The organism is Microcoleus sp. Pol12B5, from assembly GCF_036701335.1.
Taxonomy (GTDB): domain Bacteria; phylum Cyanobacteriota; class Cyanobacteriia; order Cyanobacteriales; family Microcoleaceae; genus Microcoleus.
In genome coordinates, this window is record NZ_JAUBQQ010000020.1 from 40810 (window position 1) to 54719 (window position 13910).

Annotated in this window: 10 protein-coding genes; all 10 read left to right on the forward strand. The window is 44.9% G+C overall.

What is annotated here, in order from left to right; all coding sequences use genetic code 11:
• Positions 1–112: 112 nt before the first annotated feature.
• The 10 genes from QUA24_RS12215 (at position 113) to QUA24_RS12260 (ending at position 13699) form a co-directional block, all read left to right on the forward strand.
• Positions 113–1429, forward strand: coding sequence for an ABC transporter substrate-binding protein (locus QUA24_RS12215; protein WP_333229951.1), 1317 nt, complete (start codon positions 113–115; stop codon positions 1427–1429).
• Positions 1430–1606: 177 nt separating this feature from the next.
• The gene (locus QUA24_RS12220) at positions 1607–2515 is read left to right on the forward strand and encodes a sugar ABC transporter permease (protein WP_333230023.1); all 909 of its coding nucleotides are present in this window, start codon (positions 1607–1609) and stop codon (positions 2513–2515) included.
• 71 nt (positions 2516–2586) lie between these two features.
• Positions 2587–3450, forward strand: a complete 864-nt coding sequence (locus QUA24_RS12225) for a carbohydrate ABC transporter permease (RefSeq protein WP_333229953.1) — start codon at positions 2587–2589, stop codon at positions 3448–3450.
• A gap of 111 nt (positions 3451–3561) precedes the next feature.
• Positions 3562–4644, forward strand: coding sequence for an ABC transporter ATP-binding protein (locus QUA24_RS12230; RefSeq protein WP_333229955.1), 1083 nt, complete (start codon positions 3562–3564; stop codon positions 4642–4644).
• A 333-nt stretch (positions 4645–4977) separates the two neighbouring features.
• On the forward strand, positions 4978–5325 hold the full coding sequence (locus QUA24_RS12235; protein ID WP_333229957.1) for a hypothetical protein: 348 nt from the start codon (positions 4978–4980) through the stop codon (positions 5323–5325).
• A 591-nt stretch (positions 5326–5916) separates the two neighbouring features.
• Positions 5917–6009, forward strand: coding sequence for a DUF3574 domain-containing protein (locus tag QUA24_RS12240; RefSeq protein WP_333230025.1), 93 nt, complete (start codon positions 5917–5919; stop codon positions 6007–6009).
• Positions 6010–6308: 299 nt separating this feature from the next.
• Positions 6309–6512, forward strand: coding sequence for a hypothetical protein (locus QUA24_RS12245; RefSeq protein ID WP_333229959.1), 204 nt, complete (start codon positions 6309–6311; stop codon positions 6510–6512).
• A gap of 326 nt (positions 6513–6838) precedes the next feature.
• Positions 6839–7351: a hypothetical protein gene (locus QUA24_RS12250; RefSeq protein WP_333229961.1), complete on the forward strand. Its 513-nt coding sequence runs from the start codon at positions 6839–6841 to the stop codon at positions 7349–7351.
• A 219-nt stretch (positions 7352–7570) separates the two neighbouring features.
• Positions 7571–9622 carry an ABC transporter ATP-binding protein gene (locus QUA24_RS12255; protein ID WP_333229963.1) on the forward strand — a complete coding sequence of 684 codons (2052 nt, stop codon included), beginning with the start codon at positions 7571–7573 and terminating at the stop codon, positions 9620–9622.
• Positions 9623–10261: 639 nt separating this feature from the next.
• Positions 10262–13699, forward strand: coding sequence for a PAS domain S-box protein (locus QUA24_RS12260; RefSeq protein ID WP_333229965.1), 3438 nt, complete (start codon positions 10262–10264; stop codon positions 13697–13699).
• Positions 13700–13910 lie beyond the last annotated feature (211 nt).

Sequence of the window (13910 nt, forward strand, 5' to 3'; positions counted from 1 at the left end):
AAGCTAAAGTTTACTTAAATTTTTATTGCACAAACTCGGTAAATCCAGCGAAACAAAAGAAAGCGAGTTATGAGAGAAAGAAGGCGATCGCACCGCCATTTCTCAAGAGCAAATGCAAAAAATAAATTCCCCGCAGCAACGAAGCCAGAAGCGTCCCCGTCTTTTAGCCTTATTCGCTGCCACATTAACCGCCGTCTTGCTTTTATTTATTCTGCCGGCACTGACTCAACAGCCAGTCGTGCTCACCATGTTAATGCAAGGTCAAGACCTTGTTAACTGGAAACCCTTTGTCAAAGAATTTGAACAGAAAAACCCCAAGATTCGCATCAACCTCATAGAAGGGCCTTTTGACAGCAACCTCATAGAAAATCTTTACACATCTGCCTTTCTTTTAGGCGAATCGCCCTACGACATTATCAACATGGATATTGTCTGGGTTCCCAAATTTGCAGCCGCAGGTTGGGTAAGCGATTTGACACACAGAATTCCCCCCGAACAACTATCAAAATTCATCCAAGGTAACGTCGAAGGCGGGCGGTATCGCGGCAAACTTTACCGCATTCCCCATGCTTCCGATGCCGGAATGCTTTATTACCGCAAAGACATTTTAGAACAAGCGAAAATACCAGCGCCGAAAACCTTTGAAGAGATGGTAAAAATCTCTCAAAACTTGCAGAAACAGGGAAAAGCAACTTGGGGTTATCTGTGGCAAGGTAAACAATACGAGGGAGTATCTGCGATGTTTGTCGAGGTACTCTCCGGTTTCGGCGGCTTTTGGGCTAACCCTGAAACTTTTGAAGTTGGGTTAGATAAACCGGAGGCAATTAAAGCAGTGGAATTTCTCAAAAATACGATCGCCTCTGGCATTTCTCCTCCGGGTGTCACCACCTACGGAGAAGAAGAAACCCGGCTTTTGTTTCAAAACGGCAAAGCGCTGTTTTTGCGAAACTGGCCCTATGTTTGGAAGCTGGCAAATGCCGAAGGATCGAATGTTAGAGGTAAAATTGCGATCGAGCCAATGCTCAACAGTACCGGTAAAACAGGCGGTTCCTGCTTGGGCGGCTGGGGCTGGGGAATTGCCAAAACCTCAAAACATCCAGAACAAGCGTGGAAAGCAATTCAGTATCTTACCAGCGAGGAAACCCAACGCAAATTTATTTTACAAACCGGTTTAGTTCCCAGTTACAAATCCTTATTTACCAACAAAGAAATAGTCGCCAAATATCCCCACTACCCGCAACTGCTAAAAGTAGTGGAACGATCAGCTTTGCGCCCGCCACTGGCACAATACGCTCAAGCTTCTGATATTTTGCAGCGTTATTTGAGTTCAGCTTTTACCGGGAGAATGAGTGCAGAACAAGCAATGAAAGCAGCAGCTAGCGAAACTCGCAATTTATTAGGCAGTTTAAAACAACCCAAAGCTTTGTAAATTTGACATCTTGCCTCTGTCAGAAACAGGCAAGATGCCTGTTCCACAAAGAGTTAATTCAATTGTAGGGTGGGCATCTTGCCCGCCCGAACAGGCAAGATGCCTGTTCCACAAAAAGTTAATTCAATTGTGGGATGGGCATCTTGCCCGCCCCAAAATAAATTCAAGGTGAGCAATATGCAATTAGACAAGATGCGACAGCGCGAACAAAAAACCGGATGGATATTAGTAGCACCAGCTTTGATAATTCTGATGCTAGTATTTGCTTACCCAATATTACGCGCTTTTTGGCTGAGTTTATTCACCCAAAACCTTGGTACAGAATTAAAACTGGTTTTTTCCGGTTTTGCTAACTACAGTCGAATGTTAGGCGACGGGCGTTTCTGGCAAACTTTAGGCAACACCACTGTATTTACTGTCGCCTCTGTTGTGCTGGAATTAATTCTCGGTATGGGCATTGCCTTAGTCTTAAATCAATCCTTCGCAGGGCGCGGGATTGTTCGCACAATCTCTCTGCTACCTTGGGCGCTGCCGACTGCATTGATGGGAGTAGCTTGGGCGTGGATTTTTAACGACCAATACGGCGTAATTAACGATATTTTGATGCGTTTGGGATTGATTAAAAATAGCATTAGTTGGCTTGGAGATCCGACTTTGGCAATGATGGCAGTAATTACAGCAGATGTGTGGAAAACTACGCCCTTTGTCAGCTTGCTTTTGCTAGCAGGATTGCAGTCAATTCCCGGTGATTTGTACGAAGCCCACGCGATTGACGGCGCGAGTAGCTGGCAGAGTTTCCGTCAAGTTACGGTTCCCCTGCTGATGCCCCAAATTGTGATTGCTTTGCTGTTTCGATTTGCCCAATCTTTCGGCATTTTTGACTTGATTCAGGTGATGACGGGAGGGGGACCGGCGGGGGCAACGGAGACGGTTTCTATCTACATTTACAGCACGGTAATGAGGTATTTAGACTTTGGGTACGGGGCGGCTTTGGTGGTGTGTACTTTTTTGATGTTAGTGGCAGCAGTTGCGATCGCCACTTACCTGTTATCGAGAGCCCGCACCAATGCAGCCGGAGGAAACTAAGACGATGTTAGATTGGGGATTTTAGATTTGAGATAACCCACAGTTGCACATTTATTTGATTGGTATAAATTATGTCGATCGCCCGCGAACAACCTAGCAAAAAAAACTTTGACATCCGGCAATTAATCTTGCCAATTTCAGCGATATTAATCGTTGCATATTTTCTCGCACCCATTATCTGGCAAGTGCTAACTTCTTTCAAAGTAAATCCGGATATTTCAGCTATTCCAAACGTCTATATTCCCAAACGAATTACTTTCGAGCATTATCTGTCGCTGTTCCAGCGCCGCCCGTTTGCACTTTACATTTTAAATAGCGCTTTTGTTTCCATTACTTCAACATTACTGTGTTTAGCAGTAGGCGCTCCCGCAGCTTATGCTTTAGCCCGGTTGCGACTGTGGGGGGAGAGAATCATCCTGGCAACTGTGACGATTGTGACGCTATTTCCGGCGGTGCTGCTATTTTTGGGACTGCTGGAAATTGTCAAAGCTTTGGATTTAGGCAATAATTATTTAGCATTAATTATTCCTTACACTGCTATCAATCTGCCGCTGACAATTTTGGTAATGCGAAGTTTCTTTCAACAGTTGCCAAAAGATTTGGAAGATGCGGCTAAAGTTGACGGATACAACACTTTTCAAATGCTGTGGCAAATCGTGCTACCGATGACATTCCCCGCGTTAGTCACAACTGGAATTTTGACATTTATTTCAGCTTGGAACGAGTTTATTTTTGCACTAACATTTATGACTCGCGAATCTCTGAAAACTATTCCTGTCGCCACGGCTCAACTCAGCGGGGTGTCAGTATTTGAGATTCCTTACGGCCCGATCGCCGCAGCTACCGTTTTGGGAACTTTGCCCTTGGTTTTGCTAGTTTTAGTATTCCAGCGGCGCATTGTTCAGGGTTTAACTGCGGGGGCGGTAAAAGGATAAATCGATTTTAGATTTTAGATTTTAGATTGAACTGGTTCCTGGGCTGTGCCTGGGAACGAGTCAAACAACATAGTCAACAGTCAACAGTCAACAGTCACCACTTTAAAAATCATGGCAAAATTGCAACTCAAAAACCTCAATAAAACCTACAGCCCTAAAGTAGTTCCCGTAAAAGACATTAGTTTGGATGTTAGCGAAGGGGAATTTCTGACTTTGTTGGGGCCGTCGGGGTGCGGCAAATCTACCACGCTGCGGTTAATTGCAGGGTTGGAACAGCCGACTAAAGGCGAGATTAGAATTGGCGATCGCAATGTCACTTATCTCAGACCGGGCGATCGTGATATTGCAATGGTTTTTCAAAGTTACGCGCTTTATCCGCACATGACAGTATACGAGAATATGGCATCGAGCCTCAAACTTCGCAAAATCCCCTCCAGCGAAATCAATCGGTTAGTGACGGAAGTTGCCACATCCCTCGGATTGACGGAATTAATCGATCGCAAACCAGGAAAACTATCAGGCGGACAGCGGCAGCGAGTCGCCCTCGGCCGCGCATTAGTGCGCCAACCGGAAGTATTTTTGCTCGATGAACCTTTGAGCAATCTCGACGCATTATTACGGGAAAAAGTTAGGGCAGAACTCAAACAATTATTTTCCTCCCAAAAAGCTCCTGTAGTGTACGTAACTCACGACCAAACCGAAGCAATGACGCTTTCTACTAAAGTCGCAGTTCTCAACAGCGGCAACGTCCAGCAACTAGACCCGCCACACTTAATTTATACTCGTCCGGCAAATCAGTTTGTAGCTGGTTTTGTGGGCAGCCCGCAAATGAATTTGCTCGTGCTTAAATGCCAGGGAAATTTTGCGATTTTGGGCGATTTTCGAGTTCGACTCCCAGATATGCCGACTGTGCCACCAGAAATTGTGTTGGGAATTCGCCCCGAACACGTCGGCTTTGCAGATGCAGAGGCCGGCAATATCTCTGCCCCAGAGGCAATTAAAGGTGAGGTTTATTTAGTAGAAAACTTGGGAATGCAAAATTTAGTTAGCGTCCGAGTTAAAGGTGTGGACTCAGTAACGGTGCGGGCTTTGTTGGCAAATGACCGCCACTGGAATTCCGAAATTGTAGAGCTGGTTTTTCCGCCTCAGTTGCTGCACTGGTTTGACGTGAAAACGGGCGATCGCTTGCAATAAGAATTTGCCCTGCAGAGCATGATTGATTAAAAATTGTCTAACCATGTGTATAAAAATATGTTTTTTGCTTCTAACTAAGTTATGACTTTAGTTAGAGGTAGAAATATTTGGCGGCTGTTAACGTGATATTCATGTGTGAACAAGCTAATTGGCTGACACATAGGTGGCGTGTTTACCAGATTTTATCGCTAACCTATAACTCTATTTAGGTGGTTAATCACAAGTTAAAGCTAAGTTGGCTTTACCTCGCATTAGCTGCTGATTTTGGAGCGAGTCAATTAGATGAAAGAACGTTGAAAATTATCACCAATTAACTTAGGGAGTATTACTGAAATGAATTTGATTTCCACAGCCATTGCTCGCATCAGTTCCCTGCTTAAGGGTTTTCAAATCAAGAGTTTTTTGAGTGTTGTCCTAGTCGGTTTTTTGCTCCTAACAACAAATGTTGATTCGGGAAGCAGTAACGAAGGTTTTGGCGCGCAAGCCAGCTCAAAGTCTGAGCTCAACAATCCTGAAAGACCCCAAACAACACGGGAATGGAGGCAAGAAGCTCGCGAAACCTCAGACTCTCCCGGCGAACGAGCCCAGAAGATTGGCCAAGAGGCAGGAGCAGCCGTGAAAGAAATGGGGGAGATGTATCAAGATACTGCTAAGAGAAGTATCCGCGAATTAAAGGATTAGTAGCTCCACCTAAAAAAATATAACACTTTGAGAAACCTGATTGCTTTCGGGGCGCAGCCAAGAGTGCTCGCCCTTCCGGGTTTCTGAACACCTGAAAAGTTTGACGTTTAAATAAGTTGAGCTACTTAATACGGCAGACGCAATCAAGTAGGCGAGCATAAATAAACTAGAACAGATGCTCAAAAAGCCCGTTTCACCTGAGAAACTGGGTTTTTGAGTTGGAAGTTTTTTATCTTGTTAAATTAAATCAAATTCGGGTTAAAAAACTGTTAATCAGACTCGGTGGTTAAAACTGAGATATTGCAGGATTCTTAATCAGCATTTCAAGGGCACGCTAGAAAAAATGGCCCACAATATAGAATTCCTGCGTAATTCCTGATGAATAAATATATTAACAGTCTTTACTTGACAGGCCTGCTGTTCATCCTGCCTGTTTGTCATGCGACAATTGCCCACGCTCAACTTCCCGAAACTTCGGAGACTAATGCCAAGTAAACGAATCTCCTCAAAGATGAACTGTATTTTGGCTTAACAAAACCGGGATGCGAGACAATTGATGAATCAGAATAGCAGGAGTTTGTCAAGGCAGTTATTACCCCTCGCTTTCGAGAAGGGCTAACCGTATTAGACGGCTCCGGGCAGTTTCTCAACAGCTCTGGAATTCTGATTAGAGATAAACTCTAAAATAAATAGTTATTTTAATTTATGAAAGTAGTCCGGCACAGAATCAAACTATTCATTAAATTATCGAAACTTACAAGTACACTTCCCAGCAGGTGTCAGTGTTGCGGGCCACCAGCGAAGTTAAGGTCTCTTTCTGATTCGGTCATCCAATCAGCGTATTTATGATATTATTCGTGGTAATCAAGGTCATATCCTCAAAGATAAGTAGGGTGCGGGTGCAAGAAAAATCATAATTTGTGGGTATCGATCGCAGACTGCAAAAAATCGCTAGACAAACCTGCCCGGGAGAAAACAAAAACATGATGAACGACGGCAACCAAAAAGCTGAAGCGCCTGAAACCGAGGATGCACAAAATTTGTCCGGCATGGCGAAAGCTTTTCTTGTGAGCGTGGCTTGGTCTTACGCAGAGGCATTGGATCGCACGAAACGATCGCGAAATCCACAGGAAGCGGCGCCGGAATCTCCGACAGAACAAGTCGAACCCGAAACTGAAAAAGATTAATGAAAGACTATTAATGCGATCGATTTACCAAACTCTCTGTGCGATCGAACGCAATAGTCAATTAGCTGTTTTGAGTTAAAAACAATTAACTCAGAACAGCGAACTGTGCAGCTTAAGCCGGATTTGTATTGGATTTTACAATAAAAAAAACTTAAATCCCCGTGACCCTTCAACAAGCTCAGGAAAAGCTTTAGTCCGGGGATGACAACTGCGTTGCAGGTTTAAACCTCAACCTATATCTATCCCTAAAAGAAATTTAAACTAAACAAAGTACGGTTTTACCGCTACAGTGTACAAAACAAATAACCAATTTTTAGATCGGTCTCATGTCTAATTCAAAAATGATTGGTAAAGCGATCGCAGGTAGCCTTTGCTTGGGCATCCTCATTAGCTTCAACGCCTCACTCGGCCCAGCATCCGCAGCAACACCAACAATTGCCCAAGAAACAGCAGCCCCGGCCGCTAGCAGCCTCGACCAGCAACTCCTAGGCCAATGGCAAGGCACAGTCCCCTCCGGTCAGTCTTTCACCTTCGTCTTTGCCCCAGAAGGCAAATTGTTTCTCATGGCTAAAGGCCCCGACGGAGCCGCCCGCGCCAAAGAAATGAGGTACAAAGTTAATCTCGGTGAAAAGCCGATGCACATTGATGTCGGCCTCAGCAGCACAGAAACCGTTGAGACTGTTTTTGAGTTGACTCCCGAAGGTCAAATGCGCCTTCAGTTGCAAGGCACTAATCCCGGACAGGCCAGACCTAATTCCTTAAACGAGCAGGCAACCGTGTTTAAAAAGGTTTCCGAGGCCACTGCACTGCCTGCTGACACTCAAGTCATCGGTTTTTAAGGAAAATTGCAGGCAGAAGGCACTCCAGTAGTTCTGAGTTTTGAGTTTTAAGTTATAAACAATTTAAAATTCAAAACTCACCCACAGCGAAGCGTTGCGAGGAATGTTAGCTTTGGCCATCTGTTATGCAAAGCAACCTTAAAATCTTCCCCGTGCCTTCTGCCTTCAACAGGCCCTGCTACAATCCACTTAATCTCCATTTAACTGCCATAGACTTCCATGAGTGAAACCGTCCTAGAAGTTCGCAACCTGCGGGTTCAATTTCAATCTGCGGACGCAGGCGATGCGTCTGCAACCGTCAAAGCGGTTGACGGCATTTCCTTTGAGGTCAAGCGAGGGCAAACTCTGGGCATCGTGGGAGAGTCGGGGTCGGGAAAATCGGTAACATCCCTGGCTGTTATGGGTTTGCTGTCGAGTTCGTCAACCAAAATCGATGGCGAAATTTGGTTTTCTCCGAGAAAAGACGGCGTTAGCAATGGGCCTGTGAATCTGCTGGAAATGCCGGACAGGGAAAAACAAACATACCGGGGCAGCCAGATTGCGACGATTTTTCAAGAACCGATGAGTTCGCTAAATCCCGTTTATACGATCGGATTTCAACTCACAGAAGCCATTTGTTTGCACCAACAGGTGTCGCAGACAGAAGCGCGACGCCAAGCTGCTTCTCTGCTGCAAGAGGTGAAGCTGCTACCGGGCGACGATGAGATCAGGCAGCGGTGTTTGGCTTTGCGGCAAGAGCATTCCCGGGCTGCTGCGGGGAATCAAGCAGGTATGGAGGACGATCGCGATTTGATGCAGCTCGTCAACGGCCAAAAACAAGCTATGCTCGATCGCTATCCCCACGAACTCTCAGGCGGCCAAATCCAGCGCGTGATGATTGCAATGGCCATTTCTTGCAATCCAACTTTATTAATTGCTGATGAACCTACCACGGCTTTGGACGTAACCGTGCAGGCAACAATCTTAGCTTTGCTGCGGGAGTTGCGGGACTCTAGAGGCATGGCAATGATTTTTATTACCCACGATTTGGGCGTCATTGCTGAAATTGGCGATACGGTGGCGGTGATGTACCGAGGCAAGATTGTTGAGTGCGGTGCGATCGAACAAATTTTCAGCAATCCCCAACATCCTTACACAAAAGGTTTATTAGCTTGCCGCCCAACTCTCGATCGGCAAAGGCGTCGCTTGCCGACAGTTTCCGATTTTATGGATGTCACCACAAATGCTAGCGGCGAATTAGTAATTGTCGAGAAAAATGCCGATTTAGACGGCGACAACAGCGGGGGAAATCCCGCTTTTGCAACAGGAAAACCGCCTCGGCTACCGCATATTTCCGAGCCTTTGCTAGCTGTTAATAACTTGCGCGTCGGTTTTCCAGTTCAGGGGATGTTTGGCGAAACTAAACGCTTTTTTATGGCGGTCAACGATATTTCTTTTGAGGTTTACCCGGGCGAGACTTTGGGTTTGGTGGGCGAGTCTGGCTGCGGCAAATCTACTTTGGCGAGAGCTTTGCTGCAATTAATTCCGACAGCCAGCGGTAAAGTGTTTTTTGAAGGTCAAGAAATTACGCCTCCTACGAGAAGTAGCTCGGCATCGCAGTGGATGGCTAATTATCGGATGAAAAAAGACTACGATCGCAAATTGCGGTGGCTGCGGCGCGATATGCAAATTATTTTTCAAGACCCTTTTAGTTCTCTCGATCCGCGCCTAAATGTTGGGGATGCGGTGATGGAACCGATGGTGATTCACCGCTTTGGTAAGAACCAGAAAGAACAGCGCGATCGCGCTGCTTATTTGTTGGATAGAGTGGGTTTAAATCCCGATTTTATGCGACGCTATCCTCACGAGTTTTCCGGGGGACAGCGGCAGCGAATTTGTATTGCTAGAGCTTTGGCTTTGAATCCTAAGTTTATTATTTGCGATGAGTCGGTTTCGGCATTAGATGTGTCGGTGCAGGCGCAAGTTTTAAATTTGCTGAAGGAGTTGCAGACAGAGTTTGGACTGACTTATATTTTTATTTCTCACGATTTGAGCGTGGTCAAGTTTATGAGCGATCGCGCGATCGTCATGAACAAAGGTAAAATCGAGGAAATTGGCACTGCCGAGCGCATTTACCGCCAACCGCAGCAAGCTTACACGCGGCAACTCATAGCTTCTATTCCTGCGGGGAATTTGGAGCGAATTCGGCAACAGCAATTAGGCCGCAAATCTGCTTTGGGTGCTGTGGCGCCTTGGCCCCCATCGCCTGCAGATGAATCAGAACAAAATTGATATCTAGTGTTTTTAACTCGTATCAAGTACCAATTGCCTGTTACTAAATACCAATTGCTAATTAGCCATTACGCGCGAACATATCGAGCAACGAAAAACTGCTACGAATATTTTTTTCATTGTATCTTCACAAATTAGCAGTTAATCTTTATTTTAAATTCATAATTTATGGTCAAATTCAACCTGCTTGAACTTGACTAATATTCCTGATTTTTCAACCCACAGCCAGGGCGCTCCACGCAGTATTTTCCTACATCAAAGCTAGTTATTTCTAGACGCAAAAAGTGCGGTATAACACGCTACTATAAGGCGGTAAGCAGCTTCAGGCGCAGCCTAGATAATTAGGTTCTGCGTCTAAGACTAGCTAAATTAGGCCAAATGTCCAATGACTAACAACAATATGTCGCGTAGTATTATAAGTAAACTCTCTCTATGAGTCGGAAAAATTAGAAAATGCGTACCCCAGCTAAAAAGAGATTGGTGGCTACTTCCGTAAATACACTTAATTATCGCCTCGTGTTGCGTAAAATTACGCAAGTCTCCAATACTAGAATTCGCACAATAGGAAATATTTATAATATTTAAACATCTTTATTGTATTTAAATCAGCACAACTCAAAGTAACTATAGAGTAAAAGAATGAAACATTCAGTTCAATTAGGAGAATCCAAAAGCACTAAATTGGTGAAATTCCTGCAAGTGTTGTGGACAAAAATTACGGCAGCAGTCACCAGAATAGAAAAGGCAGAAGGCAGCAAGGAGTATGAAAAAAAAATCAGCGTAGCGACGATCGCCCCTGGCAGTTTATTCTCAATTTTGATAATTGTACTGCTTGTCTTAAACGGGTGGCTCGTAGCTGGCAGCGGTGATAATTTCCACGATAGCCAACTCGCCTTGGGATTTTTGGCAATAGCAAATATTGTCTTTTTGGCAGTATCGGCGCGCTCAAACGCATCTGCTGTCGTAGCCCAAAACGATCGCCCATCCAGCGAACCCAACGGGGGCGAGCGCTTTTTTAGCCTCTCGCTAGATATGCTGTGCGTCCTTAGTTTTGACGGTTATATAACACTCATCAACCCAGCAGCAGAAAAAATCCTCGGCTATTCCCCAGGAGAAATGATTGGCCAACTCTTCATTGAATTCGTGCATCCAGACGATCGCGAAACTACTTTAAAAGAAGCTGAAAGTATCGCTGCGGGGAATAATACCGTTGGGTTTGAAAACCGCTGGCGCTGTCGCAACGGTTCTTACAAGTGGATAGCCTGGACTGCTACCCGTTTCTGCGAGGAAGAATTGATCTATGGTGTCGGCCGCGACATTACCGCTCAAGAACAAGCAGAAGCAGCGCTGCAAGAGAGCCAGCGTTTTGTTGAGCGAATTGCCAATACCAGTCCGAATCTTCTCTTTGTTTACGACGAAACCGAGCAGCGAAATATCTACAGCAACCGCGAAATCACTGATACCCTCGGCTACACCGCCGAAGAAGTTGAAAACATGGGCAGAAATCTACTGCCCACCATCATTCACCCTGACGACTTAGCTAAATTTCCCGGCTATTTTCAGCAATTAGAAAATGCTCCCGACGGCGAAGTTATTGAGTACGAATATCGGGTACGCGATCGACAAAATTGTTTGCACTGGTTAGTCAGCCGGAATATTGTATTTAGCAGAACCGAGGAGGGAAAAATTAAGCAGCGTCTCGGTGCTGCTACGGACATTACAGAGCGCAAAATAGCAGAACAAGCTTTAGCAGAACAATTGAAACTTTCTCTATTCACAGCAGATGTGGGAATTGTTCTAACTCAAAACCAGGGTTTGCGTACAACTTTGCAATATTGCGCCGATGCAGTTGTTCGCCATTTGGATGTTGCCTTTGCTCGGATTTGGACATTGAATGAAGACAGAAATGTATTGCAACTGCAAGCAAGCGCGGGGATATATACTCATATTAACGGCGCTCACAGCCGTATTGCTGTCGGCGAGTTCAAGATTGGTTTAATCGCCCTGGAGCGACAACCTCACATCACTAATTGTGTGAAAGAAGATCCCCTAATCCAGGACAAAAAATGGGCCTCACGAGAAGGAATGGTGGCTTTTGCTGGATATCCGCTAATTATTGACAATCAGTTGCTGGGAGTAATCGCGATGTTTGCTCGCCAAGAGTTGAACGAATCAACGCTGATTGCTTTGGCGTCAAGTGCCGATACGATCGCCCTGGGAATTAAGCGCAAACAAACAGAAGAAGCTCTCGCCAGACAACAGCAAACTTTGAGGGCAATTATTGACAACGCTCCGATCTGGGTATGGCTGACAAATGCTAGCGGGCGGATGTTATTAATTAACAAAACTTTCTGCGAAGATGTGGCTATACCTGAATCAAGATTTTTAGCAGCGTCTCACTATTCCGAAGTTTTGGGATTAGAAGCATCGGCTAACTGCATGGAATCTGACGCGCAAGCGTGGAGCCAAGATATTCCCTGTTATTCTGAAGAAATGATGCAGCTTGCGGATGGTAAAGAACATTATTTGGAGACAATTAAAACTAAGGTAAAAGATGATTCTGGTAACGCGATCGGCTTAATCGGTTTGGGTTTGGACGTTACAAAACAAAAAGAATCTCAAAGACAGTTGCAAAAGTCGGAAGCGAGATTCCGCAAATTAGCGGAGCAGGAAGCGCTGCTGAACCAGCTAGCTAGCAATATCCGCGAATCTCTGGATTTAGGTACTATTTTAGCAACAACTGTGCAGCAAATTCGCGACTTGCTGCAAGTCGATCGCTGTGTGTTTATCTGGTATTTGCCCGACGCTTCGCCACCTGCTTGGGATGTCGTCCACGAATCTAAAAATGATGACTTGTTCTCGCTTTTGGGCTATTACCCTGCTGACATAACGGGTACGCTGCCACAAAAAATCGCTAAGTTGGAAGTTTATCAAATAGATGATGTTGCCACTTTCAGCAATCCAGTAGAAAGGGAATTCTTTTTGCAGGTGGGTTACAAGTCTGTCTTGGATTTGCCGATTAAAAGTGCCGGAGGTTTAACTGGTGTTGTTAGCTGCGTTTCTTGCAGGGAGGTTCGCAAGTGGACAAAAGAGGAAGTGGAGTTAATGGAGGCAATTGGCGATCAATTGGCGATCGCCATCAGTCAATCCGAACTTTACACTAAAAGCGTCGATTCAGCCCGGATAGCGCAAGAACAAGCTGCCAAACTCGAAGTAACTCTGTGCGAACTCCAGCAAGCTCAAACTCAACTCGTGCAGGCAGAAAAAATGTCTAGCCTCGGTCAGATGGTAGCAGGAATTGCCCACGAAATCAATAACCCGGTCAGCTTTATTTTCGGCAATCTTACCTACACAGAAGAATACACTAGAAACCTGATGAAACTGCTGCAAATGTATCGAGATGAATACCCGGAACCTTCTCCAGCAATTCAGGAAGAAATAGAAGTGTTAGAGCTAGATTTCTTGCTAGACGACTTGCCGAAAATGCTGTCTTCTATGCAGGTGGGAGCCACTCGCATCCGGGATATCGTGCGGAGTTTGCGGAATTTCTCTCGCCTCGATGAATCTGACATGAAAAAGGTTAACATTCACGAAGGCATCGACAGTACATTGATGATTTTAGAACACCGTCTGAAATTTCAGCCCGATAGCGTAGCGGGTACGGAGTCTCATCGCCCACCAATTCAAGTCATTAAAGAATACGGACAACTGCCACGGGTGGAGTGCTACGCCGGATTGTTGAATCAGGTGTTTATGAATATTATTGCTAACGCTATTGACGTGTTACAAGAAGAGCTCGAAAATCCGGGAATTATCCGCATTCGTACAGAGGTAGAAGGTACTCTCGCTGTGATTAGAATTGCTGATAACGGTGCAGGTATCACAGATCAAGTCAAGCAACGGATATTTGACCCCTTCTATACTACCAAACGGGTCGGTTCAGGAACGGGGATGGGTTTAGCGATTTCCCATTCAATTATTGTAGAAAAACATAAAGGTGAAATCAAGTGTTTCTCGGTGGTGGGGAAAAGCACTGAATTTATAATCGAGATTCCGATTAAAAGGGCAGAAAATTAAATGGGTTTGTTGGTCAAAATACTAAGGTGCGTCAGTTGGAAAAACCAGTTATTTTTGTACTAACTTTAAGACTGACGAACCCTACATATGCCAAAATATAAAAGTTATTTTAGCAGAATTTTGTATGGTTGACAATATGAACTAGACAACTAAAATTGATATGATATTAAAAATCTAAAATCTAAAATCTAAAATCTAAAATCTAAAATCT

Excerpts from the sequence above, each read along its gene's own strand:
- QUA24_RS12255 (WP_333229963.1), top strand. The coding sequence starts at position 7,571 with ATGAGTGAAACCGTCCTAGAAGTTCGCAACCTGCGGGTTCAATTTCAA.
- QUA24_RS12225 (WP_333229953.1), top strand. The coding sequence starts at position 2,587 with ATGTCGATCGCCCGCGAACAACCTAGCAAAAAAAACTTTGACATCCGG.
- QUA24_RS12250 (WP_333229961.1), top strand. The coding sequence starts at position 6,839 with ATGTCTAATTCAAAAATGATTGGTAAAGCGATCGCAGGTAGCCTTTGC.
- QUA24_RS12230 (WP_333229955.1), top strand. The coding sequence starts at position 3,562 with ATGGCAAAATTGCAACTCAAAAACCTCAATAAAACCTACAGCCCTAAA.
- QUA24_RS12215 (WP_333229951.1), top strand. The coding sequence starts at position 113 with ATGCAAAAAATAAATTCCCCGCAGCAACGAAGCCAGAAGCGTCCCCGT.
- QUA24_RS12220 (WP_333230023.1), top strand. The coding sequence starts at position 1,607 with ATGCAATTAGACAAGATGCGACAGCGCGAACAAAAAACCGGATGGATA.
- QUA24_RS12235 (WP_333229957.1), top strand. The coding sequence starts at position 4,978 with ATGAATTTGATTTCCACAGCCATTGCTCGCATCAGTTCCCTGCTTAAG.
- QUA24_RS12245 (WP_333229959.1), top strand. The coding sequence starts at position 6,309 with ATGATGAACGACGGCAACCAAAAAGCTGAAGCGCCTGAAACCGAGGAT.
- QUA24_RS12260 (WP_333229965.1), top strand. The coding sequence starts at position 10,262 with ATGAAACATTCAGTTCAATTAGGAGAATCCAAAAGCACTAAATTGGTG.